28 protein-coding genes, 1 tRNA gene and 1 pseudogene are annotated in these 26,406 nt (G+C 70.6%); 15 read left to right on the top strand and 15 right to left on the bottom strand.

Features of this window, described 5'->3' with window-relative positions:
* Nucleotides 1–338 precede the first annotated feature (338 nt).
* The 4 genes and pseudogenes from AC07F0_RS02570 to AC07F0_RS02585 form a co-directional block, all read left to right on the top strand.
* Nucleotides 339–791 (top strand): carboxymuconolactone decarboxylase family protein, encoded by a 453-nt coding sequence (locus AC07F0_RS02570; RefSeq protein WP_478973266.1) that lies wholly within the window; start codon nucleotides 339–341, stop codon nucleotides 789–791.
* Nucleotides 792–906: 115 nt separating this feature from the next.
* Entirely contained in the window at nucleotides 907–2,088 is a 1,182-nt protein-coding gene (locus tag AC07F0_RS02575) for an MFS transporter (protein WP_478973269.1), read from the top strand.
* A gap of 335 nt (nucleotides 2,089–2,423) precedes the next feature.
* Nucleotides 2,424–2,768 carry a hypothetical protein gene (locus AC07F0_RS02580; protein WP_478973592.1) on the top strand — a complete coding sequence of 115 codons (345 nt, stop codon included), beginning with the start codon at nucleotides 2,424–2,426 and terminating at the stop codon, nucleotides 2,766–2,768.
* Nucleotides 2,722–3,755: pseudogene (locus AC07F0_RS02585) on the top strand (IS5 family transposase); the annotation flags it as partial. The gene AC07F0_RS02580 and the pseudogene AC07F0_RS02585, both read left to right, overlap by 47 nt.
* Nucleotides 3,756–4,234: 479 nt before the next feature.
* Here AC07F0_RS02585 and AC07F0_RS02590 read toward each other — a convergent pair.
* Together AC07F0_RS02590 and AC07F0_RS02595 are read right to left on the bottom strand one after the other, a co-directional pair.
* Nucleotides 4,235–4,308 (bottom strand) — tRNA-Thr (locus tag AC07F0_RS02590).
* Between the two features lie 87 nt (nucleotides 4,309–4,395).
* Nucleotides 4,396–4,812: a DUF3224 domain-containing protein gene (locus AC07F0_RS02595; RefSeq protein WP_478973272.1), complete on the bottom strand. Its 417-nt coding sequence runs from the start codon at nucleotides 4,810–4,812 to the stop codon at nucleotides 4,396–4,398.
* Between the two features lie 118 nt (nucleotides 4,813–4,930).
* Here AC07F0_RS02595 and AC07F0_RS02600 point away from each other — a divergent pair, with 118 nt between their 5' ends.
* The 4 genes from AC07F0_RS02600 (at nucleotide 4,931) to AC07F0_RS02615 (ending at nucleotide 8,685) form a co-directional block, all read left to right on the top strand.
* Nucleotides 4,931–5,899, top strand: a complete 969-nt coding sequence (locus tag AC07F0_RS02600; RefSeq protein WP_478973274.1) for a helix-turn-helix transcriptional regulator — start codon at nucleotides 4,931–4,933, stop codon at nucleotides 5,897–5,899.
* A gap of 185 nt (nucleotides 5,900–6,084) precedes the next feature.
* The gene (locus AC07F0_RS02605; protein ID WP_478973277.1) at nucleotides 6,085–7,173 is read left to right on the top strand and encodes an ABC transporter ATP-binding protein; all 1,089 of its coding nucleotides are present in this window, start codon (nucleotides 6,085–6,087) and stop codon (nucleotides 7,171–7,173) included.
* A gap of 217 nt (nucleotides 7,174–7,390) precedes the next feature.
* The gene (locus AC07F0_RS02610) at nucleotides 7,391–7,846 is read left to right on the top strand and encodes a hypothetical protein (protein ID WP_436726617.1); all 456 of its coding nucleotides are present in this window, start codon (nucleotides 7,391–7,393) and stop codon (nucleotides 7,844–7,846) included.
* Between the two features lie 107 nt (nucleotides 7,847–7,953).
* Complete coding sequence (locus tag AC07F0_RS02615; protein WP_478973279.1) at nucleotides 7,954–8,685, top strand: nucleotidyltransferase family protein; 732 nt, start codon at nucleotides 7,954–7,956, stop codon at nucleotides 8,683–8,685.
* 74 nt (nucleotides 8,686–8,759) lie between these two features.
* On the opposite strand, the gene AC07F0_RS02620 is transcribed toward AC07F0_RS02615, so the two are convergent.
* The 6 genes from AC07F0_RS02620 to AC07F0_RS02645 form a co-directional block, all read right to left on the bottom strand.
* Entirely contained in the window at nucleotides 8,760–10,550 is a 1,791-nt protein-coding gene (locus AC07F0_RS02620) for a DoxX family protein (RefSeq protein WP_478973282.1), read from the bottom strand.
* 128 nt (nucleotides 10,551–10,678) lie between these two features.
* Nucleotides 10,679–11,620 (bottom strand): 23S rRNA (guanosine(2251)-2'-O)-methyltransferase RlmB, encoded by a 942-nt coding sequence (gene rlmB, locus AC07F0_RS02625; RefSeq protein ID WP_478973285.1) that lies wholly within the window; start codon nucleotides 11,618–11,620, stop codon nucleotides 10,679–10,681.
* Nucleotides 11,621–11,717: 97 nt separating this feature from the next.
* Nucleotides 11,718–13,115: a cysteine--tRNA ligase gene (gene cysS / locus AC07F0_RS02630; RefSeq protein ID WP_478973287.1), complete on the bottom strand. Its 1,398-nt coding sequence runs from the start codon at nucleotides 13,113–13,115 to the stop codon at nucleotides 11,718–11,720.
* A 45-nt stretch (nucleotides 13,116–13,160) separates the two neighbouring features.
* Nucleotides 13,161–13,655 carry a 2-C-methyl-D-erythritol 2,4-cyclodiphosphate synthase gene (ispF, locus tag AC07F0_RS02635; RefSeq protein WP_478973290.1) on the bottom strand — a complete coding sequence of 165 codons (495 nt, stop codon included), beginning with the start codon at nucleotides 13,653–13,655 and terminating at the stop codon, nucleotides 13,161–13,163.
* Nucleotides 13,645–14,409 (bottom strand): 2-C-methyl-D-erythritol 4-phosphate cytidylyltransferase, encoded by a 765-nt coding sequence (gene ispD, locus AC07F0_RS02640; RefSeq protein WP_478973293.1) that lies wholly within the window; start codon nucleotides 14,407–14,409, stop codon nucleotides 13,645–13,647. The genes ispF and ispD overlap by 11 nt, the downstream gene beginning before the upstream one ends.
* Nucleotides 14,410–14,694: 285 nt before the next feature.
* The gene (locus tag AC07F0_RS02645; protein WP_003953493.1) at nucleotides 14,695–15,177 is read right to left on the bottom strand and encodes a CarD family transcriptional regulator; all 483 of its coding nucleotides are present in this window, start codon (nucleotides 15,175–15,177) and stop codon (nucleotides 14,695–14,697) included.
* A 581-nt stretch (nucleotides 15,178–15,758) separates the two neighbouring features.
* Here AC07F0_RS02645 and AC07F0_RS02650 point away from each other — a divergent pair.
* Complete coding sequence (locus AC07F0_RS02650) at nucleotides 15,759–16,433, top strand: copper chaperone PCu(A)C domain-containing protein (RefSeq protein WP_478973296.1); 675 nt, start codon at nucleotides 15,759–15,761, stop codon at nucleotides 16,431–16,433.
* A gap of 78 nt (nucleotides 16,434–16,511) precedes the next feature.
* On the opposite strand, the gene phoP is transcribed toward AC07F0_RS02650, so the two are convergent.
* Both phoP and phoR read right to left on the bottom strand, forming a co-directional pair.
* Nucleotides 16,512–17,192, bottom strand: coding sequence for a two-component system response regulator PhoP (phoP, locus tag AC07F0_RS02655; RefSeq protein WP_030243122.1), 681 nt, complete (start codon nucleotides 17,190–17,192; stop codon nucleotides 16,512–16,514).
* Nucleotides 17,189–18,529, bottom strand: coding sequence for a two-component system sensor histidine kinase PhoR (phoR, locus tag AC07F0_RS02660; protein ID WP_478973299.1), 1,341 nt, complete (start codon nucleotides 18,527–18,529; stop codon nucleotides 17,189–17,191). Before phoR ends, phoP begins: the two co-directional genes overlap by 4 nt.
* A 265-nt stretch (nucleotides 18,530–18,794) precedes the next feature.
* Here phoR and phoU point away from each other — a divergent pair, with 265 nt between their 5' ends.
* From phoU to AC07F0_RS02675, 3 genes are all read left to right on the top strand, one after another.
* Entirely contained in the window at nucleotides 18,795–19,496 is a 702-nt protein-coding gene (gene phoU, locus AC07F0_RS02665; protein WP_436726608.1) for a phosphate signaling complex protein PhoU, read from the top strand.
* A gap of 130 nt (nucleotides 19,497–19,626) precedes the next feature.
* On the top strand, nucleotides 19,627–19,782 hold the full coding sequence (locus tag AC07F0_RS02670) for a hypothetical protein (RefSeq protein ID WP_436726607.1): 156 nt from the start codon (nucleotides 19,627–19,629) through the stop codon (nucleotides 19,780–19,782).
* A gap of 168 nt (nucleotides 19,783–19,950) precedes the next feature.
* Nucleotides 19,951–20,202 (top strand): SCO4226 family nickel-binding protein, encoded by a 252-nt coding sequence (locus tag AC07F0_RS02675; RefSeq protein ID WP_436726606.1) that lies wholly within the window; start codon nucleotides 19,951–19,953, stop codon nucleotides 20,200–20,202.
* Nucleotides 20,203–20,254: 52 nt separating this feature from the next.
* On the opposite strand, the gene AC07F0_RS02680 is transcribed toward AC07F0_RS02675, so the two are convergent.
* Nucleotides 20,255–21,556: an MDR family MFS transporter gene (locus AC07F0_RS02680; RefSeq protein WP_478973302.1), complete on the bottom strand. Its 1,302-nt coding sequence runs from the start codon at nucleotides 21,554–21,556 to the stop codon at nucleotides 20,255–20,257.
* A 157-nt stretch (nucleotides 21,557–21,713) separates the two neighbouring features.
* Between AC07F0_RS02680 and AC07F0_RS02685 the strand changes: the two genes are divergently transcribed.
* Complete coding sequence (locus tag AC07F0_RS02685; protein WP_020271854.1) at nucleotides 21,714–22,475, top strand: phosphoglyceromutase; 762 nt, start codon at nucleotides 21,714–21,716, stop codon at nucleotides 22,473–22,475.
* A gap of 55 nt (nucleotides 22,476–22,530) precedes the next feature.
* On the opposite strand, the gene AC07F0_RS02690 is transcribed toward AC07F0_RS02685, so the two are convergent.
* Entirely contained in the window at nucleotides 22,531–23,379 is an 849-nt protein-coding gene (locus AC07F0_RS02690; protein WP_478973305.1) for a YhjD/YihY/BrkB family envelope integrity protein, read from the bottom strand.
* A gap of 378 nt (nucleotides 23,380–23,757) precedes the next feature.
* On the opposite strand from AC07F0_RS02690, the gene AC07F0_RS02695 reads away from it, so the two are divergent.
* On the top strand, nucleotides 23,758–24,183 hold the full coding sequence (locus tag AC07F0_RS02695) for a nuclear transport factor 2 family protein (protein ID WP_478973307.1): 426 nt from the start codon (nucleotides 23,758–23,760) through the stop codon (nucleotides 24,181–24,183).
* Here the strand turns inward: AC07F0_RS02695 and AC07F0_RS02700 are convergent.
* Nucleotides 24,180–24,794 carry an SCO4225 family membrane protein gene (locus AC07F0_RS02700; RefSeq protein ID WP_478973310.1) on the bottom strand — a complete coding sequence of 205 codons (615 nt, stop codon included), beginning with the start codon at nucleotides 24,792–24,794 and terminating at the stop codon, nucleotides 24,180–24,182. The two genes, AC07F0_RS02695 and AC07F0_RS02700, sit on opposite strands and share 4 nt — an antisense overlap.
* A gap of 45 nt (nucleotides 24,795–24,839) precedes the next feature.
* Here AC07F0_RS02700 and AC07F0_RS02705 point away from each other — a divergent pair, with 45 nt between their 5' ends.
* Nucleotides 24,840–25,115, top strand: a complete 276-nt coding sequence (locus AC07F0_RS02705; protein ID WP_478973313.1) for a DUF5707 domain-containing protein — start codon at nucleotides 24,840–24,842, stop codon at nucleotides 25,113–25,115.
* Nucleotides 25,116–25,117: 2 nt separating this feature from the next.
* Here the strand turns inward: AC07F0_RS02705 and AC07F0_RS02710 are convergent, their stop codons facing one another.
* The gene (locus AC07F0_RS02710) at nucleotides 25,118–25,813 is read right to left on the bottom strand and encodes a YqeB family protein (protein WP_478973316.1); all 696 of its coding nucleotides are present in this window, start codon (nucleotides 25,811–25,813) and stop codon (nucleotides 25,118–25,120) included.
* Between the two features lie 132 nt (nucleotides 25,814–25,945).
* A complete protein-coding gene (locus AC07F0_RS02715) occupies nucleotides 25,946–26,389 on the bottom strand; it encodes a DUF2000 family protein (RefSeq protein WP_436726596.1) in 444 nt (147 codons plus the stop codon).
* Nucleotides 26,390–26,406 lie beyond the last annotated feature (17 nt).

Genomic DNA, 26,406 nt, shown 5'->3' on the forward strand with positions numbered 1-26,406 from the left:
GCGCCGGTGGTGGCGGCTGGCACCACAGCGAGGGCCTGCGCTAGTTCCGCCCCTGCGCCGCCAAGGGTGTCGGTGAGGACGTCGGTCGCGTCAAGGACGTCCTCAGCGGCCACCGTGCTCCAGCCGTCCACGCCCGCGAGGTCCGCGAGGTCGCACGCAACCTCCACGGCCCGTTCGGCTGCCTTCTCCACTCCGGGCCCGGCCGGCGCCGACAACTCCATATTCCCGCGGCCTGGCACGGTTCAGCTCCAACGGTCCCGGGCTCAGAAACATTGACCCATGTTTCTGACATGGAAATGCACCATACCTTGGGTCACTTCCCTTCTTAACTTTGAGGCATGACAACGTTTCAGGTTCCTCAGCGCATGAACTTCTCCGCCGTCGCCCCCAGGGTCTTCAGGGCAGTCCTGGCGCTCGATACCGCCGCCCGTGAGGGGCTCGACCCGGTCCTGCTCGAGCTGGTGCAGATCCGCGCCTCCCAGATCAACCACTGCGCGTACTGCATCGACTACCACACCTCCGACGCCCGCAAGGCCGGCGAGAGGGAAGAGCGGATCTACCAGCTCTCCGCCTGGGAGGAGTCGAGCCTGTACACCGAGAAGGAGCGGGCCGCTCTGGCGCTGACCGAGGCCGTCACCCTCCTGCCCCAGGGTGTGTCGGACGAGGTCTACACCGAGGCCGCGAAGCACTTCGACGACAAGGAGCTCGCCCAGCTCATCGCGCTCATCTTCACCGTCAACGCGTGGAACCGGATGAACGTCACCACGCGCAAGACCCCCGGCACCGAGTAAACCGGCAGTTCCCCGTCACGGGCGGTGGCCGACCCACCGGGGCCACCACCCGTGGCACGCCATGACCCATTCCTGACGAAGGGCTGATGAAGCCGTGACCACCGTCGGCACACCGGTGTCAGCCACCACCGACCGTTCGCCCGTCAAGGGCTGGCTCGCCGTCCTGGCGGTGACCCTGGGCATCTTCTCCCTGATGACCTCCGAACTGCTGCCCGTGGGCCTGCTCACCCCGGTCGGCTCCGCCCTGGACGTCTCCGAGGGCACCGCGGGACTGATGGTGACCGTGCCCGGTCTGGTCGCCGCCGTCTCCGCGCCCGTGGTCACCGTGGCCACCGGTCGCATCGACCGCCGCATCGTGCTGGCGGTCCTGATCGGCCTGGTGGGCGCGGCCAACGTGGCCTCCGCCTTCGCGACCAGCTTCGCGGTCGTCCTGGCCGCCCGTTTCCTGATCGGCATCAGCGTGGGCGGCTTCTGGTCCATCGCCGGTGGCATAGCGCTCCGGCTGGTGCCGGAGAAGCACGCCCCCCGGGCCACCGCCGTCATCTTCGGTGGCGTCGAGACCGCGTCCGTCCTGGGCGTCCCCACGGGGACGATCATCGGTGACCTCAGCGGCTGGCGTACCGCGTTCGCCGTCGTGGGCATCCTGGGACTGACCTCCCTGGCCTGCATGGTCTTCCTGATGCCGAAGGTGCCGGCCGAGCAGACCATCACGTTCAAGGACCTGCCGAAGGTCTTCAAGGGCCACGCGGGTGTACGAGCCGGGATCACCATCACCTTTCTCGTGATCACCGGCCACTTCCTGGCCTACACGTTCGTCCGGCCGGTCCTCCAGGACGACGGGATCGACGACAACATGATCGGCGCGCTGTTGCTCACCTTCGGCGTCGCCGGCATCTGCGGCAACTTCATCGCCGGAGCGCTCATCGCGAAGCGGCTGCGGCAGACCGTCCTGGCCATCTCCCTGGTCCTCACCCTCGCCATGGTGCTTCTCGCCCTCGTCGACACGGGCACCGTCACCGCGGGCGCCCTCCTGATCCTTTGGGGCCTGGGCTACGGCGCGGTGCCCGTCACCTTCCAGACCTGGATTCTCGACGCCGCGCCGGAGGCGACCGAGGCCGCTTCTTCGCTGTACGTCTCCGCATTCAACCTGTCCATCGCGCTCGGGGCGCTCTCCGGCGGCTTCGCGGTCGACGGCATCGCCACCACGAGCGTGCTGTGGATCGGCGCCGTCCTCGCCATGTTGACGGTTCTCGTGGTGGGCGGGGCCCGCCGCGCCGCGTCCGTCGCCACCGAGTAAGGCGCCGGGCCCGGCCGTCGAACGGCCCGTCCTCCGTGATGAATCCGGCATGGTCGGGGCCAAGAAGTTTCACGACCGCCTGTTCCCGTGTCCGAGTCGAGCTCAGCGAGGCACCGGATCTTCGGAGGCGGTCAGCGGTTCTGCGGTCTTCGTGACCAGTGCGCGGATGGAGGGGGTGGCGAGGAGGATGAGTGCGGCGGCCGCGTGGAGGGTGGCGTGGAGGCCGAGGAAGAGTACGGCGGGCCCGGCGGAACTGGGCGAGCGGGAGCGAGAGGTAGGAGCCGAGGTCGTCGTAGGCGTAGACGCGAGCCAGGCGGCCCTCGGAGATCTGCTCGTTGAGGGTCGCGTACCAGGCGACGCCGGCCTGCTCGACGCCCTCGCCCGCCACGAAGTTGGCCACGACCAGCACCCAGGTGTACGGGGCGAGCGCGAGCAGCAGCGGAGTCATCGCCGTCAGACCCATCAGCGCGCAGCCGACAAGGATCGCGCGCCGGGGCCGCCAGCTCAGCGACAGTACGCCGCCGGCGACCGCTCCGAGCGAGGACGTGGCGACGGCCAGGTCCCAGCCGGTCCGGCCGATCCCGGTGGTGTCGGCGACGGCCGGGCCGAGGACGGTGAACGAGGCGGTGCGGCCCGTCGAAGGTGCGGCCGCAGGGCGGCGGGACGCAGGACACGCCTGATGAGACGCTGTTCGCGGCGATCATCTACGTGCTGGTCAGCGGTTGCGCATGGCGTGCTCTACCGCCGTGTTTCGGGATATCGAAGTCGACCGCGCACCGCCGGTTCCTGATCTGGTCGCGGGCCGGGGTGTGGGGTCGGCTGCATGAGGCGGTGCTGCACCGACTCGATGACGCCGGTCTCATCGATGTCTCGAGCGTGGTCCTCGACACCGCGCACGTGCGGGCTGAAAAGGGGGCGAACTCACAGGTACGAGCCCCGTGGACCGGGGTAAGCCGGGTTCCAAGATGCACGTCCTGTCCGACGCGAACGGACTGCCCCTACGCGTCGGACTCTCCTCGGCCAACACCCACGACAGCCAGGCCCTGAAGCCGATGCTGTCCCATTTCCACATGGGACACGAATCCCACGCGACCGATTCCAAGCCCCAGCGCCTTCACGCCGACAAGGCATACGACGTACCTCACCTGCGGCGATGGTTATGGGGCAAACGCATCGGCGTCCGCAACGCACGCAAGGGCATCGACTCCAGCGAACTGCTGGGCCGCCGCAGGTGGGTGCGCGCAGCTCGCCGCCGGCTTTGGTATCTCGGTCGGCACCGCCCACGCTTACACGGCCGCGGTGATCGGCCTGCTCGCCGATCGCGCGCCCGGCCTGCTGCGTTCGCTGCGCGAAGCCGACCCCGACCACGTCCTGCTCGCACCCACCGGATCATCCGCATCTGTGAGCGCCAGGGCGTCCCGATCCTCGCCGACCGGGCCTACATCGGAGCCAGTTCGTGGGTGACGACACCCCTCAGACGTCCGCCGGGCCGCGAGCTCACACCGACCCAGCAAACCGTCAACCGTGCGCTGTCCGCGGCACGGGCACCGGTCGAACGCGGCGTGGCGCGACTGAAGGCCTGGCGCATTTTCCGCAGATCCCGGAGCAGCCCGAATCGAATGACGTCAATCGCCGCGGCCGTCCTCACCCTGGAGCGGCAAGGCTGAAACAGCTCAGTGAATCCGTTTGCCCTGTAAGCATGGGAGTCAGCCGAGATCGTGCAACGAAGGCGTTCTGTAGTGCCATACAGGTTTCTTCGCTCACCCTGGGTGCCTGCGGACCCTGTCGGCGCAAAATGTCGTACTCCACGCCCCGACTGGCCTCGCGCAAGTGGTCCAGCAAGAATGTGCGGTCGAAGCTGATGCGGCTGAACTCATGCTTCGCAAGCCGCTCCAAATGGGACGCGATCGCGCTACGGAACTCCGCACGATCCACCGACCGCCCCTCTTCGAGATCAAGGATCACACCCTCTAGGCTCATATGCGGAGATGCGCCGTTTGGCAGACGCCTCATGCCCGGTCGATGACCCGCATCCGAGACCACAACTGAGACCCGAGAACAGCCGCGCGGCCCGCGCCCGACACCGCCGCCGCGTCCGCTGACGACGAAACCCCAGGTCAGAGCATCTGACCTGGGGTTCCACCAGAGCCCCCTGTCGGATTCGAACCGACGACCTACGCATTACAAGTGCGTTGCTCTGGCCATCTGAGCTAAGGAGGCACCGCGCACTACAACGCCGTACGCGAAGGCGGCACCACTGTACACAGAGCCCGTTACCCCGAGCCACGAAGTTCCCCGCCGCCCGGTCTACTCCAGCTCGTACTCGAAGCGGTACGCCACGGTCGTCTCCCCGTGGTGCGCGGTGAACCCGCCCTTCCCCCGCAGTCCGGCCAGCTGCCCGCTGCCGGAGTCCCGCACCACCTCGAACGTGCAGTGCACCGTCCCGTCCTCGCCGAACCACCCCCGCTCCTCCAGGGCGAAGCTCCCCTCCCGCCCGTCGAGCCGGCCGGTGATCAGTTCCATGCCGGTGTAGGTGCCGGTCTTCTGGGTGACGTAGACGATGGAGTACTCGCAGAGCGTCCCGGCCGCCTCGATGCCGCCGCTGAAGGTGTTCCGGACGGAGGCGTGGGCGAGCCGGGGGTTGGCGTCCTCCCCCGGGCCGATCACGCGCTCCTGCCAGTCGGCGAAGGTGAAGTGTCCGGTGGTGGTGCGTGTGCCGGGCATGGGTGGTCCTCTCGGAGATCAGACGATGGCCGTGCGGGCCGTTCTGGGACCTCCACTCTGTTCGCCGTACCTGACATCTCCTGTCAGGTACGGCCGCGTACGCCGGAGAATGGCCCCCATGCGTGCCGACCGGCTCCTCTCCCTGCTCCTGCTGCTCCAGAACCGCGGGCGGATGACCGCGCCCGAGCTCGCCGCCGAGCTGGAGGTGTCCGTGCGCACGGTCTACCGGGACGTCGAGGCGCTGGGCGCGGCGGGTGTGCCGGTGTGTGCCGATCGCGGGCCGGAGGGCGGCTACCGGCTGATGGACGGCTACCGGACCCGGCTGACCGGTCTGACCGACGCCGAGGCCGGGTCGTTGTTCCTCGCCGGGATGCCCGGTCCGGCGCGGGACCTGGGGCTGGGAGCGGTGCTGGCCAGTGCCCAGCTGAAGGTGCAGGCCGCGCTGCCGGCGGAGCTGGCCGGGCAGGCGCGGCGGGTGCAGGAGCGGTTCCATCTGGACGCGCCGGCGTGGTTCCGGGAGGCCGATCCGGTGCCGTGCCTGGAGCCGGTGGCGGCAGCCGTGTGGGAGGGGCGGGTGCTGCGCGTGCACTACCGGCGGTGGCGGGGCGAGGTCGACCGGGAGGTGCGGCCGCTGGGGCTCGTCCTGAAGGGCGGCATCTGGTACCTGGTCGCCCTGGCGGAGGAGTCCGTGCGGACGTACCGGGTGTCCCGTCTGCTGACGGTGGAGGAGACCGGGGAGCTCTTCGACCGCCCGGCCGGCTTCGACCTGGCCGCCTACTGGGAGGAGTCGTCCCGGCGGCTGGAGGCCGCCCTGCGGCAGGGTGTCGCCCGGGTGCGTCTCTCACCGCGGGGGCAGCGGCTGCTGCCGATGCAGTTCGGGGCGGCGGGTGCGCGGGCCCTGCGGAGCGCGGGTGCGCCGGACGCGGACGGCTGGGTGGAGGTGGAACTGCCCGTGGAGGCGGAGGCCGTGGCGGTCGGGGACCTGCTCCGGCTGGGTCCGGAGGCGGAGGTCATCGGGCCGCCGGAGCTGCGGCAGGCCGTGGCCCGGGCGGTGGCGACGCTGGCGGACCGGTACGGGCAGCCGTGAGGCGCCTTCGAAAATTTCCGCGAAGTTCACAGGCCCGGAGGTACTGACAGACCACGTGAACGCCAGGTACCGTCCTGAGCCAGTTCACTCGCGTGGACTACACCACAACGGAACACCCGTCGTGGCACCGCCTTCCTACTCGGATCGTCCGGCACGTTCCTGCCGGTAGAAGGGGTTCATTCATCATGGCCACTGTCTCGTTCGACAAGGCGACCCGGATCTACCCGGGTTCCACCAAGCCCGCTGTTGACGCGCTGGAGATCGACATCGAGGACGGCGAGTTCCTCGTCCTCGTCGGCCCGTCCGGCTGCGGCAAGTCCACCTCGCTCCGCATGCTCGCGGGGCTCGAGGACGTCAACGCCGGCGCCATCCGCATCGGCGACCGCGACGTCACCCACCTGCCGCCGAAGGACCGGGACATCGCCATGGTGTTCCAGAACTACGCGCTCTACCCGCACATGACCGTCGCCGACAACATGGGCTTCGCGCTCAAGATCGCCGGCGTCAACAAGGCGGAGATCCGGCAGAAGGTCGAAGAGGCCGCGAAGATCCTCGACCTCACCGAGTACCTGGACCGCAAGCCGAAGGCGCTCTCCGGTGGTCAGCGCCAGCGTGTCGCCATGGGCCGTGCCATCGTGCGTGAGCCGCAGGTGTTCCTCATGGACGAGCCGCTGTCCAACCTGGACGCCAAGCTCCGTGTGTCCACGCGTACGCAGATCGCCTCGCTCCAGCGCCGCCTGGGCATCACCACCGTCTACGTCACCCACGACCAGGTCGAGGCCATGACGATGGGCGACCGCGTGGCGGTCCTCAAGGACGGTCTGCTCCAGCAGATCGACACCCCGCGCAACATGTACGACAGGCCCGCCAACCTCTTCGTGGCCGGCTTCATCGGCTCCCCGGCGATGAACCTCGTCGAGGTCCCGATCACCGACGGCGGCGTGAAGTTCGGCAAGTCGGTCGTGCCGGTGCAGCGCGACGCGATCGCCGCCGCCACCGACAAGACCGTCACGGTCGGTGTCCGCCCGGAGCACTTCGACGTGGCCGGCCCGGACGTCGAGCAGGGCCTCGCGGTCACCGTGAACGTCGTCGAGGAGCTCGGCGCCGACGCCTACGTCTACGGCACCGCGAAGGTCGGCGACGAGTCCAAGGACCTCGTGGTCCGCGTCAGCGGCCGTGACGTCCCGGAGAAGGGCAGCCAGCTGCACATCGTGCCCCGCTCCGGCGAGACCCACGTGTTCTCGACCTCCACGGGCGCGCGCCTGTCCGACTGACCCACCGGCAAACGCACAACCCGGGTGAATCACCCAGGTTGACGGAGAGGGCCCCGCAGCGTGCTGCGGGGCCCTTCCCGTTGTCGACAAATACCCCGGCACACCGGACGTTTCGAGCGGTGTGCGTCAACGCCTTACCCAAAAAAGGGCGCTCTCTCATCCCCCGAACCGGTGACTAAATGTCTACAAACCATTACCGCGCGCTACCCTCACACGCGTGAAGCACTCCACTACCCAACAGACGCGACGCGGCCGGGGCCCCGCCCGCCGGATCGGCCGCTCCCTCGCTTTCGTCCTGCCCGTCGTCCTGGTGCTCTCCGGGACCCTCGCGGTCACCCGAGTCGACTGGTCGGGGAGCACCTCCGACCCGGTGCTCACCGCGGCGGACACCAGCACGTCCGCCGGCACGCCGCGGACCGCCAAGCGCGCCCCGCAGGACGTCCTGCGCGACAAGCTGCTCACCGAGCTCCAGGAGGAGAACCCGGGCGTCGCCCTCACCCATCTCCAGCAGGCCGTCAACGGCCGCCCGTCGCTGGCGAAGCACTGCACGTCCATCGCCCGCGCCCTCGGCCAGGCCGCCGTCCGGGTCTACGGACCGACACGCGCCCAGTCCTACGCCCGCCCGGTCTGCGACACCGCCTTCGCCTCGGGCGTCGCGGCCGCACACCGCTGAGCACCCCGCCCTGCCGCCGGACGAGAGGTGAGAAGCTGGCAGCGGCCGACGCGAGAAAACCTCGTCCGCCGCGGCCCCGGGCGGGACGCCACGTACAGTTCGGTCTCATGAGCGATCCGAGCGCCGCGTCCCGCCCCGTTCAAGCCGTCGTTCTGGCCGGTGGCCAGGGCTCCCGGCTACGCCCGTACACCGACGACCGGCCCAAGCCGATGGTCGAGATCCCCGGGACGGGGACACCGATCATCGGCCATCAGCTGTCCTGGCTCGCCGAGGAGGGCGTGACGGACGTGGTGGTCTCCTGCGGCCACCTCGCCGAGGTGCTCCAGAAGTGGCTGGAGACGGCCGATCTGCCCGTCTCCGTCACCACGGTCGTGGAGTCGGAGCCCCTGGGCCGCGGCGGTGGCCTCAAGTACGCCGCCGCGCATCTTCCCCACCCGGACCAGCCCTGGTACGCCACGAACGGCGACATCTGGACCCGGTTCTCGCTGCGTGACATGGCGGACTTCCACACCGAGCGGGACGCCGTCGCGACGCTGGCCCTGGCCCGGCCACGGCTGCCGTGGGGTGCGGTGAAGACGGACGGCTTCGGCCGCATCACGGACTTCATCGAGGCCCCGCCGTCGACCTTCGAGATCAACGCGGGCGTGTACGTCTTCTCCCCCGGGTTCGCGGGGTTGCTGCCGGACCGGGGGGACCACGAGCGCACGACGTTTCCCCGGCTGGCCCGCGAGCGGAAGCTGGCCGGATTCACGATCCCCCAGGGGTCGTACTGGCGCGCGATCGATACGGCGAAGGATCTGACGGAGGCGGCGAAGGAACTGGCGGGGTTGGGACGCTGAGAGCTCGCTTCCCGCAGAACCCGCGGAAGGGGCCCCACACCCGAGGTGTGGGGCCCCTTCTCCCTGCCGGTCGGCTAACCCAGCAAGCCGCCCACCAGGCCCCGGCGGCCCGTGGACGAGGAGCCGCCGTCGCCCGAGCCGCCGGTCGAGCCCGTTCCGCCGGACGCAGTACCGCCGGTCGCCGTGCCGCCGGAGGTGGGGCCGCCGGAGCTGGGGCCCGAGGTGGTGCTCGGGGCCTGGCCGGCCGGGGAGGACCGCTGGGGCGGGGCCTGGCCCGCGCTGCCCTGGGTCTGGCTGGGCGAGCCGCCGGTGACCGTGCCGGCGTCCCGGGTGGCGCCCGGGCTGGTCGAGGTGCCCGCGCTGGGGCTGGCCGAGCCGGCCGTGGCGCCCTGGGTGGGCGAGGTGGAGGCCGACGGGGTCCGCTTGTCCTGCCGCTTGCCGGGGGCGTCCGGGAGCGGGGAGCCGGGCAGTTCGTTGCGCGGGGCCTCGCCGGGTCCCGGGACGACGACCCGGTCGGCGTCGCGGACGGCGCCGCCGAGCAGCGAGCCGACGAGCAGCGTGAGGCCGGTGGCGACGGCGGTGACGAGGGCGCCGCGGCGCAGCACGTAGCGGCGCAGGTCCCAGATGTCGGCGCGGGGTCCGAGGCGGCGCCAGGCGCTGGCGACCAGGCGGCCGTCGACGGAGTAGACGGGGGCGCCGGCGATGATCAGCGGGGACCAGGCGGCGAGGAAGATGATGTCGGGGGTCTCGTAGACGGGGACGCTCTTCCAGCTGACGGTGACCAGCAGCGCGGCCGACAGCAGGGCGCCGAAGCAGGCGGCGACCCGCTGCCAGCAGCCGAGGACCGTCAGGGCGCCGACGATGACCTGGGCGAAGGCGACGGCCAGTCCCGAGCCGACCGGGTGCTCGAAGGCGAACTGGCGCAGCGGCTCGGCGACTTCCCAGGGGTGCAGCGTGTTCAGCCACTTCACCATGGTGCCGCGCTTGCCGCCGTCGAAGTAGACGGGGTCGCACAGCTTGCCCATGCCGGCGTAGATGGAGATGAAGCCGAGGAAGACGCGCAGCGGGAGCAGGACGACGCCGAGGTTCAGCCGGCGGCCCGGGTAGTAGGCGTGCCGTGCCGGGTCGTCGCCGTGGCGCTTGCCGGGCCGCCCGGTGTCGTCCGCCTCATCGGCGGCGGCCTCGAAGTCTGCGTCCGCGTAGGCGGGTTCGTCGTAGGCGCGTTCGTCGTAGGCCGGTTCGTCGTAGGCCGGTTCGTCGTAGGCGCTGCCGACCGTGCGCATGGGCGGCAGCAGACGCGTGCCGTCGGCGGGCTCGTGGGTGCGCTGCGGGCCGACGACGGGGGTCTCGACGGTCTGGGTGAGGTCGTCCTGGTAGCCGTCACCCTCGTAGCCGGTGCCGCCGTAACCGCCGTCCTGGTACCCGGCGCCGTACCCCGGGCCCTGCGGGGCGGTGCCCACGCGGGAGATGACCTGGGTGGCCCCGGTGTCCTTGACGGACTCGTCGGGGTGCCGGACGCTCTCGTGCCGGACGGCCTGGAGGAGTCGGTGGGCGCCGGTGTCGTCGGGCGCGGACTTGCCGCTCCAGACGACGGGCCGGCGGCGGGTGGCGGCCTCGTCCGCCGCGGCCCCGGCGGGGACGGCGGGGACGCGGGCGGTGTCCTCGCTGGCGATCAGGTGCCGTGCGACCCGTGGCGACTGGACGCGACGCGTCGAGACGCCCAACTGCACGCGGAAACTCGCGTGATTGACGATGACCTGCGCCGGGTCGCTCGGCACCTTCACCATGCTCAGCGCGGGAGCGTCGTCGAGTCCAGACGAGCGGTCCCCCGTGGGTGTGCGGGGTGTTCTGGTGTCCACACTCATCTAACCGAGTGACGTCGGGATAGGACACTGCTTTGACTCGCCGGATCTGTCCGGACCCCGTCAAGCTTGTCCTCGTCGCCCCGATGCTCCCGGAATTACCCCGTACGGGTGAGGTGGCGGACGCCTGTTCAGCTGCGCCGACGGGCCGCCTCGTACAGCACGATCCCCGCCGCCACACCGGCGTTGAGCGACTCGGCGCCGCCCGGCATCGGGATCCGCACCCGGAAGTCGCAGGTCTCCCCGACCAACCGGGACAGGCCCTTGCCCTCGCTGCCGACGACGATGACGACGGGCCCGCCCAGGGCCTCCAGATCACCGAGTTCGACCTCGCCGTCGGCGGCGAGTCCGACGACCACGATGCCGGCCTTCTTGTACGCCTCCAGCGCGCGCGTCAGGTTGGTGGCGCGGGCGACGGGCGTACGGGCGGCCGCACCGGCGGACGTCTTCCAGGCACCGGCCGTCATCCCGGCGGCCCGCCGCTCGGGTACGACGACGCCGTGCCCGCGGAAGGCGGAGACGGAACGGACGACCGCGCCCAGGTTGCGCGGGTCGGTGACACCGTCGAGCGCGACGATCAGCGGGTCCTCACCGTCGTCGAGGGCGGCGTCGGCGAGGTCCTGCGGGTGGGCGTACTCGTACGGCGGGACCTGGAGCACGAGCCCCTGGTGGTTCAGCCCGTTCGTCATCCGGTCGAGCTCGGGGCGGGGGGCCTCCATGAGGTTGATCCCGCCGCGCTCGGCGGCGAGCTGGAGGGCCTCACGGACGCGCTCGTCGTTGTCGATGAACTGCTGGACGTACAGCGTGGAGGCGGGCACGCCGTCGCGCAGCGCCTCGAAGACCGGGTTGCGGCCGACGACCAGCTCGGACGTGGACTTGCCGCCGCGGCCCCGGGGCGCGGGACGGCGCGCGGTCTGCCGCGCCTTGGCGCTGGCGACACGGTTCTTCTTGTGTCCCTTGCGCATCTCGGCGGGCGGAGTGGGGCCCTTGCCCTCCAAGCCCTTGCGCCGCTGGCCGCCACTGCCGACCTGCGCGCCCTTCTTGCCGGACATGCGGCGGTTGTTGGCTGCCATGACCTACCTGTCTGTGGGTGCGGTACGTACGTACGTCTATGAAGTGTGCCGCCCGGAGGCCCGGGCGGCACAATCGATCTTCCGGATCGCGGTCGGGTCAGCGCGGTCCGAGGCTCCAGCGCGGCCCCTGCGGGCTGTCCTCGATGACCAGGCCGGACTGGCCGAGCTGGTCGCGGATGGCGTCCGCGGTGGGCCAGTCCTTGCGGGCCCGGGCGGCCTCGCGCTGGTCGAGGACCATGCGGACGAGCGTGTCGACCACGCCGTGCAGGTCGGCGCCGCGGTCGCTCTCCCCGGCCCAGTGGGCGTCGAGCGGGTCGAGCCCGAGGACGCCGAGCATGGCACGGACCTCGGCGAGCCGGGCCACGGCGGCTTCCTTGTCGTCGGCGGACAGCGCGCTGTTGCCCTGCCGGACGGTGGTGTGGATGACGGCGAGCGCCTGCGGCACGCCCAGGTCGTCGTCCATCGCCTCGGCGAAGGCCGGCGGCACTTCGGCGGACGGCTCGACGGCACCGGCCTTCTCCACCACGCGCTGCACGAAGCCCTCGATCCGCGCGAACGCCGACTCGGCCTCGCGCAGCGCCTCCTCGCTGTACTCGATCGTCGAGCGGTAGTGCGGGGTGCCGAGGTAGTAGCGCAGCACGATGGGCCGCCAGCGCTTGACCATCTCGCTGACCAGGACCGAGTTGCCGAGCGACTTGGACATCTTCTCGCCGCTCATGGTGACCCAGGCGTTGTGCACCCAGTACTGGGCGAAGTCGTCGCCGTAGGCCTTGGCCTGGGCGATCTCGTTCTCGTGGTGCGGGAAGACCAGGTCGAGGCCGCCGCCGTGGATGTCGAAGGCGGTGCCCAGGTACTTGTGCGCCATCGCCGAGCACTCCAGGTGCCACCCCGGACGGCCGCGGCCCCACGGCGATTCCCAGCTGGGCTCCCCCGGCTTCGCCGCCTTCCACATGGCGAAGTCCCGCGGGTCGCGCTTGCCGGTGATGCCCTCTTCGGCCGGCTGGCGCATCTCGTCGAGGTCCTGCCGGGACAGCTCCAGGTAGGAGGGCCAGGAGCGGACGTCGAAGTAGACGCTGCCGTCGGCCTCGTAGGCGTGCCCGCGGTCGATGAGGTCACGCATCATCTCGACCATCTCGGTGATGTGGCCGGTGGCGCGGGGCTCGTAGGTGGGCGGCAGGCAACCGAGCACGGCGTAGCCGTCGTTGAAGGCGCGCTCGTTCTCGTAGCCGATGGCCCACCACGGACGGTTCTGCTGGTCCGCCTTGGCGATGATCTTGTCGTCGATGTCCGTCACGTTCCGCACGAACGTGACGTCCCAGCCGCGGTACTCGAACCAGCGGCGCATGATGTCGAAGTTCAGACCCGACCGGATGTGCCCGATGTGGGGTGCGGCCTGCACGGTGGCACCGCACAGGTAGATCGAGACACAACCCGGCTTGAGCGGGGAGAAGTCACGGATCTGCCGGGCGCTGGTGTCGTACAGGCGAATAGTCACGGGACCAGGGTAGTAGGCCGTGGGGGGTGCGTGGGGCAGAGCCGTTCACCCGGCCCGCACGACCAGCGCCGTCGCCACCGCCATCAGGCCCTCGCCGCGTCCTGGGAAGCCCAGTCCGTCCGTCGTCGCGCCCGATACGGAAACCGGTGCTCCGGCCGCCTCCGACAGCAGCTTCTGAGCCTCCTCCCTGCGCTTGCCGATCTTCGGCCTCGGGCCCACGACCTGGACGGCGATGTTGCCGATGCGGAAGCCGGCCGCGCGGACGATCCGGGCCGCCTCCGTCAGCAGCGTGATGCCCGACGCGCCCGACCACTCGGGGCGGCCCGTCCCGAAGTGCTGTCCCAGGTCGCCGAGGCCGGCCGCCGAGAACAACGCGTTGCACGCGGCGTGAGCGACGACGTCCGCGTCGGAGTGGCCGGCCAGGCCCGGGCCCTCGCCCTCCCACTTCAGGCCGGCGCACCACAGCTCGCGGCCCTCCTCGAAGGCGTGGATGTCGGTGCCGATGCCGACCTGGGGCAGCGGCATCGCGTCAGAAGCCATCGTTGAGCCTCCTACGGGCCAGGACGGCCTCCGCGAGCACCAGGTCCAGGGGCCGGGTCACCTTGAACGCCTCCTCGTGGCCGGGCACCGCCACGACCGTGAGGCCGAGCTGCTCGACCATGCCGGCGTCGTCCGTCACGTCCCCGGTGACCGTCTCGTGCGCCCGGACCAGCGTCGCCCGGTCGAAGCCCTGCGGCGTCTGCACCGCCCGCAGCCGCGCGCGATCCGGCGTGGCGACGACCGGCTCGGGCTCGCCGGGCGCCCCGGCGGGCTCGACCTGCTTGACGGTGTCGGCGAGCGGCAGGGCCGGGACCACGGCCGGGGCACCCTCGCGTACGGCCTCGATCACGGCGTCGACCGTGTCCACCGGGACCAGCGGCCGGGCCGCGTCGTGCACCAGCACGATGTCGTGGCCGGGGGGCAGCGCGTCCAGGCCGAGCTTCACGGACGCCTGGCGGGTCTGCCCGCCCGGTACGACGAGGAAGTCCGTCCGCTCGGGCAGCGCGTGCGCGTCGAGCAGCGACTTGACCTCGGCGGTACCGTCGGGCGGGGCCACGACGACGACCAGCGAGACGGCGCGGGAGGCTGCCATCGCGCGGACCGCGTGGATGAGCATGGGGGTGCCGCCCAGCGCGCGGAGCGCCTTGGGGGCGCCCGGGCCGAGCCGTACACCACGGCCGGCGGCCGGGATCACGGCCGCCGTACGGCCTGCCGAAGGGGCGGCCGACGGCGAGGGACGCGAATCGTCAGACATCGGTTCCTGTCAGGTTTGTGTGTTGCCCTGGCGTGGGTATGGCCTGGAGGAGTGCCGGGCGCGACGCGCTCGACCGGACCCTTCCGTGACGCTGGTCGAGCCGGCTGCCCGGGCCCGGCACGCCAAGCACCGGATCGTGAGTGATAACACATCCGGCGGTGACGGCGCATTCGGCGTCCGAGTACGAACATGCCGCAGCGCCCGGCGACTGGAGAATGTCATCGGGCACCGCGGCATTTCGATGTGCAGGATTGATCAGCAGAGTGCTGAGCGACAGGCTTCGCCTCAGGAGGCGAGAACCTCGTCGAGCAGGGCCTCGGCCTTGTCCTCGTTGGTGTTCTCCGCGAGGGCGAGCTCGCTCACCAGAATCTGGCGGGCCTTGGCGAGCATGCGCTTCTCGCCGGCGGAGAGTCCACGCTCACGCTCACGACGCCACAGGTCACGCACCACTTCCGCGACCTTGATGACATCGCCCGAGGCGAGCTTCTCCAGGTTTGCCTTGTAACGACGGGACCAGTTCGTGGGCTCCTCGGCGTACGGCGCGCGCAGCACCTCGAAGACTCGGTCCAGCCCGTCCTGACCGACCACATCACGCACGCCGACGAACTCCGCATTGTCCGCTGGCACACGCACTGTCAGGTCACCCTGGGCGACCTTCAGCACCAAGTAGGTCTTGTCCACGCCTTTGATCTGGCGAGTTTCGATAGCCTCGATCAGCGCGGCCCCGTGATGGGGATAGACCACGGTGTCGCCAACCTTGAACGTCATGTGACAGGTACCCCTTCCGTGGCTATCCAGGGTAACACGGAAACTGCGGGTTCTGAATGGCGTTTTCGCAGGTCAGGGCATATCTCGGGGCTTGACAAGTCCAACAGGAACGTGCTTCGGACAGGGGATGGAGGAAGGTATTCGCAGGTCGGAGCGGCTCTCCGGGGCGAGTGAAACGCGTACGTTACACGCATCCGGACCCCCCTCCGAGCGGCCGAACATCCCCATATGTCCGGTTCCGTGTGATCGACTTCCGCTACTCCGTTCGGTGACCCGAGCCGGGTTCCGGTCGAATCCGGAATTGATCACCGGGCGTCCGGGGCGAGCCGCCGTGATCAATTCCCAGATGGCTCGCGCATTCCTTCACGGAAAATCTGCGCTGCCGCCCGAGGTTCTTATGTGAATGCCGGACGAGCACCCCGCAATGTGACCTGGGTGTCACTTGTGACTCAGGTGGGAGCACGGGTGCCGGGGGGTCGGGTGCGGCCGGGCGGGGACGGCTCGGTAACCTGAGGCCTGCTGACAGACACTTGGGGCGGCCTTATCGGCCGCTCTGCTCGAGTCAAGGAGTTGCCGCCGCCGTGAGCAGCAGCCTTCGACGCGGCGTCCTCGCCGCGGCCGCCATCGCGTTCTCCGTCGCCTCGCTCGCCGCGTGCGGCGCCGGCAGCGACGCGCAGACCCTCGAGATCAAGCCGGACAACGCGGCGACGAGCGTCGGCAACATCAAGATCCAGAACGCGATCGTGATCACGCAGCCCGACCTCGAGTCGACCGGCCCGGCCGCGATCTCCGCCACCTTCTTCAACTCCGGCAACACCGCCGAGACGCTGGAGTCCATCACCCTGCCCGGCACCGGCAAGCAGGCCGAGCTCAAGCCCGCCAAGGGCGGCAGCCTGAGCATCCCGGCCCACGGCTCGCTGATCCTGGGCGGCAAGGACAACGCCACCGCCGTGCTGCCGAGCAGCCGCGAGGCCGTCCAGGACGGCAACGCCCAGAAGGTCACCTTCACCTTCAGCAAGACGGGCGACGTGAGCCTGCGCGCGTTCGTCGTCCCCGCCAAGCACTACTTCGCCGAGTGGGGCCCGACCGAGGTGCCGGCCGCGCCGGGCGGCTCGGCGTCCCCGTCCGGTTCGCCGTCGGGGAGCCCCTCCGGATCGCCGGCCGGCACCGAGAGCCCCGCCGCCGGCGAGACCCCGGGCGGCCACGAGTCGCCGGGCACGCCGACCGACGCGGCCTCCGCGAGCGCCGGGCACTGAGCCCGCGCGAGGCAGTCGTACGAAAGGGCGGGACCTCCCAGGAGGTCCCGCCCTTCATGTTCGTCGTACGCGGCCGGCCTACGGCTCGAACTTGTAGCCCAGGCCGCGGACCGTCACCAGGTAGCGCGGGGCGCCCGGGTCCGGCTCGATCTTGGCGCGCAGGCGCTTGACGTGGACGTCGAGGGTCTTGGTGTCTCCGACGTAGTCGGCGCCCCAGACGCGGTCGATGAGCTGCATGCGCGTGAGGACACGGCCGGCGTTGCGCAGCAGCATCTCCAGCAGGTCGAACTCCTTGAGCGGGAGGTCGATCTTGGTGCCGCCGACGGTGACCACGTGCCGGTCGACGTCCATCCGGACGGGGCCGGCCTCCAGCGCGGCGGGGGTCACCTCCTCCGGCTCGCCTCTGCGGCGCAGCACGGCGCGGATGCGGGCGACCAGTTCGCGCGAGGAGAAGGGCTTGGTGACGTAGTCGTCGGCTCCTATCTCCAGGCCGACGACCTTGTCGATCTCGCTGTCCTTGGCGGTCACCATGATGACGGGGACGTTGGAGCGGCCGCGCAGCTGGCGGCACACCTCGGTGCCCGGCAGGCCGGGCAGCATCAGGTCGAGGAGGACGAGGTCGGCGCCGTTGCGCTCGAACTCGTCGAGTCCGTCGGGCCCGGTGGTCGCGACGGCGACCTCGAAGCCCTCCTTGCGGAGCATGTACGACAGGGCGTCGGAGAAGGACTCCTCGTCCTCGACGACGAGCACTCGGGTCACGGAAGGACCTCCGGGGCAGGAAGCGTTTCGTACGCGGTTGATTCGGGGGATGTGGGGGTGGACCGCCCGGCCTCCTCGTCGAGGCCCGCGCCTCCTGCGCGTATCTCTCGGGCGGGCTGCTGATGTGCGCGGTCGCGGGCCGCACCGGCCTCCGGCAGCCGCAGGGTGAAGGTGGAGCCCTGGCCTTCGGCGCTCCACACCGTGACCTCCCCGCCGTGCGAGGCGGCCACGTGCTTCACGATCGCCAGCCCCAGTCCCGTGCCGCCGGTGGCACGGGAGCGGGCCGGGTCGACGCGGTAGAAGCGCTCGAAGATGCGCTCCTTGTCCTTGTCGGAGATGCCGATGCCCTGGTCGGTGACGGCGATCTCGATCTGCTCCCCGCCGGGCGCGTTCACCCTGCGGGCCGCTATGCCGACGCGGGTGCGGGCGGGCGAGTAGTTGACCGCGTTCTCGACGAGATTGCCGAGGGCGGCGGCGAGCTGACCGCGGTTGCCCCACACATGCAGGTCGGCGGTGACACCCGCCCGTCGCCCGCCACCCTGTTCGGGCCCTTCGGGCGCCCATACATTCGAGGCCATGGTGATCTGCTTGGCGCCGGCCTGGTGCCGGCATCGGTCGATGGCCTCGGCGACGAGCTCGTCGACGCGGACCGGCTCGGCGTCCTCCAGCGGGTCGTCGTTCTGCACCCGGGAGAGGTCGATGAGTTCCTGGACCAGGCTGGTGAGCCGGGTGGCCTCGATCTGCATGCGCCCGGCGAACCGCTCGACGGCCTCGGGGTCGTCGGAGGCGTCCATGACGGCCTCGGACAGCAGGGACAGGGCGCCGACGGGCGTCTTCAGCTCATGGCTCACGTTGGCGACGAAGTCGCGCCGCACCGCCTCGATCCGGCGGGCCTCGGTGAGGTCCTCCACGAGCAGCAGCACCAGCCGGGAGCCGAGCGGCGCGACCCGCGCGGAGACGGCCAGGGCCTCTCCGCGCCCGGTGCCGCGCCTCGGCAGGTCCAGCTCGACCTGGCGTATCTCCCCGTCGCGCCGGGTGTCCCGGGCCATCTGCAGCATCGGCTCGACGGCGAGCTTGCCGCCGCGGACCAGGCCGAGGGCGTACGCCGCCGAGCTGGCCTTGACCACCGCGTCCGCCTCGTCGAGCACGACGGCGGAGGATCTGAGGACCGACAGGACGGTGTCCACGCCCGGCGGGAGCACCGCGTCCGTGTGGAGGGAGCTTCGGGTGGGGCGCTTCTGTTCACGCTCACTCCAGCGGAACGCCAGCATGGCGATGACGCCGGTGAGCACCCCGGCGATCGCTGCCACTGCGGCGACCGCCGCGTTCACGTCCATGCACCCAGGTTAGGCATGGGTCGGGCACGGGCCACAGCCGTCGGGCTGCGACCTCGAACACTCGTCGCCCAGAGTTCACCTTGGAGCCAGTATTGGTTCATTTGGGATGACGGAAACGGACGCGTACGGGACGGAACGTGGGAGCGTGGGGTTCGGACCGTTGGTAGTGCGACGGTCGTACCGCCGGTTGTGCGGTGGGCCCCGGCCCTTGAACCTGGGCCCCGGCCCTTGAACCCCCGACACGGACGCACGAGAGGGATGCCTGATGCGGGACGCGTACCACGAGGAACTGGACTCGATCGGCGACGGTCTGGTGGAGATGGCCCGGCTGGTCGGCTCGGCGATCGGGCGCGCCACCACCGCCATGCTCGACTCCGACCTGAAGCTGGCCGAGAACGTCATCGAGGCCGACCAGAAGGTCGACGAACTGCAGCACGACCTGGAGGCCAGGGCCATCGCCCTGCTGGCGCGGCAGCAGCCGGTGGCGACGGACCTGCGCATCGTCGTCACGTCGCTGCGCATGTCGGCCGACCTGGAGCGCTCGGGCGACCTCGCCCAGCACGTGGCGAAGCTCGCGCGCCTGCGCTACCCGGACCGCGCGGTCCCGAGCGACCTGCACGCCACCATCCTGGAGATGGGCCAGCTCGCCCAGCGCCTGATGGCCAAGGCCGCCGAGGTGATCATCACCAAGGACGTCGACCTGGCGCTCCAGCTGGAGCAGGACGACGACGAGATGGACCTGCTGCACCGCACCCTCTTCCAGCACCTGATGGACGACCGCTGGAAGCACGGCATCGAGACGGCCGTGGACGTGACGCTGCTCGGCCGCTACTACGAGCGGTTCGCCGACCACGCGGTCTCGGTCGCCAAGCGGGTGGTGTACCTGGTGACGGGTGAGCACGCGGACGAGCTCCAGGCGGATGTGCAGCCGGAGATCCAGGCGGTGACGGGGGCGGAGAGCGCCTGAGCGTGGGGTGAGCCGGCCCGTGGTGGGGGCCGGCGGGGATCTGGAGCGTGCGGGCGCCTCCGTGCGCCGTTGATGCGCCCAGCGGAACGGGCATCCAATGGGCACAGGCACCAGCCTCGAGGAGGGACCCATGGCCGAATCCCCCAGCACCACGCCCGACCCCACGCAGCAGCGCGAGACCGAGCAGCCCGCCGAGATCAGGAACCTGCCCCTGGTCGCCGCGTGCGGCTGCGGCTCGGGCTGCGGCTGCGGCTGCCAGTCGGGCGGCCCCTGCCAGTGCGGCTGACGCCGGCATTCTCGTACGACCAGCAGGGCTTTGGTGGTTCGCCGCCGGGGCCCTGCGGCGTTGTGAAGGTTTCGGACGTCGTGGTGCCTTCGTGCCGGTACGGGCGGACCATGGAGGTATGCCCGCTGTTTCGGCGTGCCGCCGGATACTGGGAAGGAGCGTGACGTCATGGCCAAGTTCATGGATGTCCACCACGGCATGAAGGGCATCACGGAAGAGCAGCTGCTCGAGGCCCACAACGCGGACCTCGCCATCGAAGGGGACGAGAAGGTGCACTTCGAGAAGGCCTGGGCGGACCCGGAGTCCGGCCTCGTCTACTGCCTCTCCGAAGCACCCTCCGCGGAAGCGGTCCAGCGCATCCACGAACGCGCGGGGCACAAGGCGGACGAGATCCACCCGGTGCCGTTGACGGTCCAGTGAGGTGGACCGTCCGTTCGGTCCGGTGAGGTGAAGGTGAAGGGGTCGGCCGGCCTCAGGAAGAGCTCAGGGCTCCGGCAGCAGGCTCAGCCGACGCATCGGGCGCAGCCGGTTCAACCGGCTGCTCCTGCGCCGACACCCTCCGCATCAGCACCCCGTACCCCAGCCCGGCCACCGTCCCGACCACCGCGCACAGCCCCCACAGCCACTCGGCCCCGAACCGGTCGATGACGAACCCGGACATCAGCGGGGCGACGAGCGCGGCGACGGACCAGGACATGCTGTACATCCCCTGGTAGCGCCCGCGTCCGTGGAGCGGGGACAGCCGTACGACGAGACCCGTCTGCGTAGGGGCGTTGACGATCTCGGCCAGCGTCCACACGCACACCGTGAGGGCGATGACGCCGACCGACCCGGCGAAGGCGGTGAGCCCGAAGCCGTAACCCGCGAGGACGGACGAGACGACGAGCAGCCGGCGCGGGTCGCGGTGTTCGATGAACCGTGTGACCGGGATCTGGAGCACGACGATCAGGACGCCGTTGACGGCGACCGCCATGCCGTACTCGGCGGGCGTGAACCCGGCCTCGCCCATCGCCACCGGCAGCCCCACCGACGCCTGCTGGAAGATCAGCGCGACCAGGAAGGACAGCCCGACGACACCCATGAAGCGCCCGTCGCGCAGTACGGTCCCGAGGCTGACGGAGTCGGCGGCCGCCTTCTCGGAGGCGACGGTCGTCTTCGCCGCCTCCGCGGGCATGGACTCCGGCAGCCGCAGGAAGACGAGGATCGCGCAAACCATCGTCATCCCCGCCTCGATCAGGAACCCGGCGAGATAGCTGACCTCGGCGATGAACCCGGCGGCCATGGAGGAGACGGCGAAGCCGAGGTTGATGGCCCAGTAGTTGAGGGAGAAGGCGCGGATACGGTCCTCGGGCCGGACGATGTCGGCCATCATCGCCTGCACGGCGGGCCGGGACGCGTTGCTGGCCATGCCGACGAGGAACGCGACGCCCGCGATCGCGACCGGGTGGTGCACGAACCCGAGCAGCGCGACGGACACGGCGGTCGAGGCCTGCGCGATCAGCAGCGTCGGCCGCCTCCCCAGCCGGTCGGTCATCACGCCACCGCCCAGTGAGGAGATCACCCCGCCGAGCCCGTGCAGGGCGGCGACCAGGCCGGCGTAGGTGGCGGAATAGCCGCGGTCGAGCGTCAGGTACAGCGCCATGAAGGTCGCGACGAAGGCGCCGAGCCGGTTGACGAGGGTGCTGGTCCACAGCCACCAGAACTCGCGGGGCAGTCCGGAGACGGTCTCCCGGACGGCACGTCTGGCACGCAGGCCGTACGGCATGGACGACATGGGCTCCCCCGGGACGCAAGAATGTAAGCGGCGTACGTTGAGTTCACACGTTACAAATCCGCGCTTGACGGAGGCCACTCAATTAACAGAACCCGTCAAACGTCCGCCTGCCGGGCAGCCACGCGAACGGGCGAATGCGTGGATTACGCTCTGGGGCATGGCCGACGCACCGTACAAGCTGATCCTCCTCCGCCACGGCGAGAGCGAGTGGAACGAGAAGAACCTGTTCACCGGCTGGGTGGACGTCAACCTGACCGCGAAGGGCGAGAAGGAGGCGACGCGCGGCGGCGAGCTGCTGAAGGACGCCGGCCTGCTCCCCGACGTCGTGCACACGTCCCTCCAGAAGCGCGCCATCCGCACCGCGCAGCTCGCCCTGGAGTCCGCCGACCGCCTCTGGATCCCGGTCCACCGCAGCTGGCGCCTGAACGAGCGCCACTACGGCGCCCTCCAGGGCAAGGACAAGGCCCAGACGCTCGCCGAGTTCGGCGAGGAGCAGTTCATGCTGTGGCGCCGCTCCTACGACACCCCGCCGCCGGCGCTGGACCGTGACGCCGAGTACTCCCAGTTCTCCGACCCGCGCTACGCGACCCTCCCGCCGGAGCTGCGGCCGCAGACGGAGTGCCTGAAGGACGTCGTCGTCCGCATGCTCCCGTACTGGTTCGACGCGATCGTCCCCGACCTGCTGACCGGCCGCACGGTCCTGGTCGCCGCCCACGGCAACAGCCTGCGCGCCCTGGTCAAGCACCTGGACGGCATCTCCGACGCGGACATCGCGGGCCTCAACATCCCGACGGGCATCCCGCTGTCCTACGAACTCGACGCCGACTTCAAGCCGGTGAACCCGGGCGGGACGTACCTGGACCCTGACGCGGCTGCGGCGGCTATCGAGGCGGTCAAGAACCAGGGGAAGAAGAAGTAAGCAGATTGGTAAAGGGCCCCCTACCTGCGGTTTTACCGTCAGGAGGGGGCCTCTTTCATGCCCGTGGGCCGCCTCTGGGCCGTTTCAGTGCGTGTGTCATGCGCGGGAGTTCTTCGTACAGCAGGCGGCCGACCAGCGCCCCGCCGAAGACGACGACACCCAAACCGACCAACCAGGACTGGATGACGAGGACGGTTCCGACGGGCCCGTAGGTGACGGCGTTGGATGCGATCAACGGTGAGAAGACGAGCCTGGAGAAGACTCTCAGGCCGAGCAGCCCGATCACGGTGGCCACGGCGCCGGGCAGCAGGGCACGCCAGCGGATCCTCCCGCCGAGCAGCAGGCGCTGGGACCACCACAGGAACAGCACGGCACTCAGTGAAGCCACGGCCCCGCCCGCCAGAGGTTCGCGCCGCAGCGTGGTGGTGGCGGAGAGGTAGAGGTATCCCGTGAGGACGCTGAGCCACACCACATGCCGCCACCTGGCCCACCAGCGGGCAGGCGGCAGGTCCCAGACCTTCTCATAGCCGGTCTGCACCGCCGCACCGAAAGTCAGGCCGAACACGGCAAGGGCCGCGATACCGAACGCGGTCGTGGTCCGCAGGGCCTGACCGGGCCGGGTGAACAACTGCTCGACCTGCCGCCTGGAAGCCGTCGACACACCGAGCCCTTCCCCCAGCCACTGCGCGAACCCCCGCCCGTGCTCAGCGTCGGCAGAGGCCACAATGATCAGCAACGGCACCAGCGTGAGGAACCCCAGCGCCGCGAAGCCCAGCGAACGCGACCACAGCTCGATATCCCTGCTCCGCCGCCACCCACGCCCGACTGGCGAACGGCTGATCACGCGGTGCAGTCGTCCGAACCAAGACAAACGGTCCGCCGAACCAGAAGGCTTCATCGGCATGCCTGCCGACTACCACGTTCCAAACCCCTGCCACGCGAGGGCGCGACGCAGAGATTCGCTTGTCGCGGACGCGGGCACCCCAGTGGATGACGGGCTTCATGGTGAAGGACACGACGACGAACATGACGCCGGGCAGGATCCAGCCGGGCGGCCCCCAGTAGACGATCAGTCCGGTGAGGACCAGGGGGCCGAGCATCTCCGAGATGGTGGGCGGCAGCCGGTGCAGCCCGATGCCCGCGCCGTGGCGCAGGGTGGCCACGGTCACCGCGTACGGAGGCTGACGTCACTCGGGCCCTGCGCAGAAAGCGTCGGCCCGGCGCCACGTCCTTACCTCCGACGTAATCGACGGGTCTTCGGCGTCCCGGCAAGCTGGCTCCCATGACAGCCACCAGCACCGCGGACGCCACCCGCGCCACCGTCCAGAAGTTCCTCGAACTCCGGCTCGCCGGCGACACCGAAGGGCTCACCGAGCTCTTCGCGGACAAGGTCGACTGGATGCTGGCCGAGAACCCCGGCGTGCCCTGGATCCGGCCTCGGTCCACGGCCGCCGAATGTGCCGCTCAGGCCGGTGAGTTGGCCGAGCACACCGTGCCGGAGGACGCCCGCGCGTCCATCGACACGATCCTCGTCGACGGTACCGACGCCGTTTTGATGGGGCACCTCTCCGGGACCGTCCGTGCGACCGGCAAGTCCTTCTCGGGACCCTTCGCGCTGCGGCTCACCGTCGAGGGCGGTCGGATCACCCGGCACCACCTCTACGAGAACAGCGCGTCGATCGCCGCAGCGTGCACCCCCGACGCCTAGTTCGCGCTGTCGCCCCTGCGCAGCGCCCGGGCGCACAGGCCGATGATCAGGGCGTTCGCCAGCGCCCCGAGCACGACGGCGGTGACGAGCATCGAGCCGTGGTCCGGCCGTACCAGCAGGACCAGGCTCACGGGGGCGGTCGCCAGGAGCGGGATCACCGCCGCCATCGACTCGTCAGTACCGTCGGCCAGCGTCACGGCCAGGGCCCACGCCAGCAGGATCGCGCAGACGGCGAGGTAGACGAGAGCGGCGGGGTGGCGCAGGGCGTGGGCCGCCTTGCGGGAGGGCGAGCGGCCGGGAGTTGCAGCGTCTCGGCCGTGTGGGAGGCGGCCAGGTCCACCGCCGTCGGCAGTCGCTCGGGCACGCGGTCCGTCAGGCGTATCTCCACGTCCCTGCCCGTCGCCCGGCACTGGTGGGCCAGCAGGTCGAGGGCCTGGAGGGTGGGCTGCGGTCGCAGGCCGGGAGCCGGATCGCCCTCCCTCACACCGTGTCCAGCAGGGCTCGCATCGCCGCCAGGGCCTCGCGTGCGCGGTCCGCCGCGGCGCAATCACCGCCGGCGGCCTCGCCGTGGCGGCCGCCTCGGCCTCCACCGACCCGTCCCTGGCGAACACTTCGGCCCGCTACACCGGTACCGGCACGCTCACTTCACCACGGACGTGAGCGACGACTCGGGCGTCCGCAGCCTCAAGGTCCTCGCCTGGCCCGCCAGTTCGAAGCTCGACCCCACCGAGGCGGAGCTGCGGTCCGCGGAGGGCGCCAGGTGCCGGAGCACCGGCGCCGAGACGTCCCGCTGCACGTACACGGTGCGGGCCACCAAGAAGGAGGCGTCCGAGCTGACCACCGGCACCTGGTACGTCTCGGCGCTGGCGACGGCCGAGGACGGCGACACGACGTTCGTGCCCCAGGCCGCCGCGTTCGAGGTCACCCGCTGACGTCACCCGCCGACGATCCGCCAGTACTGCCGTTTCTCCTCGTCCCGTACGACCACGCCCAGCCGCAGCAGCTCGCGGCGCAGCTCTCGGGCGTCCTCGGCGTCGTCGTCGCTCTCGCGGGCCTGCGCACGGGCCCGCAGCAGGGCGTCCGCGCCCTCGGGGAGACCCGGGGTGCCGGGGACCCAGCGGCGGAACTCCGCGCGGTACGGGTCCTCCTCCGCCCAGCGGTAGCCGTGCCCGGCGAGGGTGTCGGCCAGGCGCGGCCAGGGCAGGCCGCAGTGCTCCCGGGCCAGTTCCATGCCGTCCGGGGCCAGCACCACGAGCTGCTTGCCGTCCCTGCACAGCACCGCGATCTCCTCGCGGGTGAACTCCCGCGTGCTGTCCCTGATGGTCAGGGCGAGGTGGGTGTCACAGACGCGGACCGACAGCGACTCGTGCGCGGCGGCGAGGCCCAGCAGCAGGCCGCCGAGTGCGCCCACCGCGACCGTGCCGAGGGTGAGGGCGGGCTCCGGGATCGAGGTCAGCAGTTCGGCCGGGCCCTCCAGCGGTGCCCACGGCAGTTTCAGCAGCAGGCGGACGAGGAGCGGGAGCACGGCGCCGACGCCGGCGCCGCAGGCCACGCAGAAGAGTGTGATCGCCCAGGGCGACTCGGACAGGTCCGTGCCCGCGCCCGCCGGCGGGACGGGCTTCTTCCCCATCTGAACTTTCCTCGCGTCCTCCATGAGGCGAGTCTCGGCGGGCGGGGCACGCCCTGTCGTCAGCCGTTGGTCTACGCGTCCGCGACTTTGGTCGCCGGGCAGGGACGTGCCGCCTCACGGCCGCGTCCCGCCTCACGGGTGCATCCGCGCCCCCTTCACCACCTTGTCCACCGCGTTCTTCGGGCCGTAGACCGCGAGGCCGACCAGATCCAGGTCCGCCGTCGGCACCGACCGTACGGCCGCGCGGTTGTCGCGGTCGTTGCCCGTGGAGAACAGGTCCGAGGTGAAGATCGCACGGGGCAGGGAGCGGGACAGGGTGCGGCTGTGGGCCGTGGTCAGGGTCTCCTTCGTCGCCTCGAAGACCAGGACGGGCTGGCGGAACATCGGCAGGTAGGGCACGCCGTCCGCGTCCTCGTACGGCTCGCCGATCACTTCGGGGACCTGCGTAGCCAAGCCGCTGACCAGGAACGACGTCACGTTGAGACGCTGCCAGGGCTCCAGGTCGGCGCGCAGCAGTACGGCGATCTTCGTGTCGAAGCGGATCGGCTCCGGAGCCGGTTCGGTGTGCGTGTTCATGATGCGAGCGTGCCCGG

Source organism: Streptomyces sp. NPDC045955 (assembly GCF_056430805.1).

Coding starts and splice junctions, on each gene's coding strand:
- AC07F0_RS02680 (WP_478973302.1), bottom strand. CDS start 21,556: ATGTCGTCCATGCCGTACGGCCTGCGTGCCAGACGTGCCGTCCGGGAG.
- AC07F0_RS02620 (WP_478973282.1), bottom strand. CDS start 10,550: ATGAGTGTGGACACCAGAACACCCCGCACACCCACGGGGGACCGCTCG.
- AC07F0_RS02600 (WP_478973274.1), top strand. CDS start 4,931: ATGCGTGCCGACCGGCTCCTCTCCCTGCTCCTGCTGCTCCAGAACCGC.
- phoU (WP_436726608.1), top strand. CDS start 18,795: ATGCGGGACGCGTACCACGAGGAACTGGACTCGATCGGCGACGGTCTG.
- AC07F0_RS02715 (WP_436726596.1), bottom strand. CDS start 26,389: ATGAACACGCACACCGAACCGGCTCCGGAGCCGATCCGCTTCGACACG.
- AC07F0_RS02675 (WP_436726606.1), top strand. CDS start 19,951: ATGGCCAAGTTCATGGATGTCCACCACGGCATGAAGGGCATCACGGAA.
- AC07F0_RS02595 (WP_478973272.1), bottom strand. CDS start 4,812: ATGCCCGGCACACGCACCACCACCGGACACTTCACCTTCGCCGACTGG.
- AC07F0_RS02615 (WP_478973279.1), top strand. CDS start 7,954: ATGAGCGATCCGAGCGCCGCGTCCCGCCCCGTTCAAGCCGTCGTTCTG.
- AC07F0_RS02570 (WP_478973266.1), top strand. CDS start 339: ATGACAACGTTTCAGGTTCCTCAGCGCATGAACTTCTCCGCCGTCGCC.
- AC07F0_RS02685 (WP_020271854.1), top strand. CDS start 21,714: ATGGCCGACGCACCGTACAAGCTGATCCTCCTCCGCCACGGCGAGAGC.
- AC07F0_RS02690 (WP_478973305.1), bottom strand. CDS start 23,379: ATGCCGATGAAGCCTTCTGGTTCGGCGGACCGTTTGTCTTGGTTCGGA.
- rlmB (WP_478973285.1), bottom strand. CDS start 11,620: ATGGCAGCCAACAACCGCCGCATGTCCGGCAAGAAGGGCGCGCAGGTC.
- AC07F0_RS02670 (WP_436726607.1), top strand. CDS start 19,627: ATGGCCGAATCCCCCAGCACCACGCCCGACCCCACGCAGCAGCGCGAG.
- phoR (WP_478973299.1), bottom strand. CDS start 18,529: ATGGACGTGAACGCGGCGGTCGCCGCAGTGGCAGCGATCGCCGGGGTG.
- ispF (WP_478973290.1), bottom strand. CDS start 13,655: ATGGCTTCTGACGCGATGCCGCTGCCCCAGGTCGGCATCGGCACCGAC.
- AC07F0_RS02605 (WP_478973277.1), top strand. CDS start 6,085: ATGGCCACTGTCTCGTTCGACAAGGCGACCCGGATCTACCCGGGTTCC.
- AC07F0_RS02710 (WP_478973316.1), bottom strand. CDS start 25,813: ATGGGGAAGAAGCCCGTCCCGCCGGCGGGCGCGGGCACGGACCTGTCC.
- ispD (WP_478973293.1), bottom strand. CDS start 14,409: ATGTCTGACGATTCGCGTCCCTCGCCGTCGGCCGCCCCTTCGGCAGGC.
- AC07F0_RS02695 (WP_478973307.1), top strand. CDS start 23,758: ATGACAGCCACCAGCACCGCGGACGCCACCCGCGCCACCGTCCAGAAG.
- AC07F0_RS02645 (WP_003953493.1), bottom strand. CDS start 15,177: ATGACGTTCAAGGTTGGCGACACCGTGGTCTATCCCCATCACGGGGCC.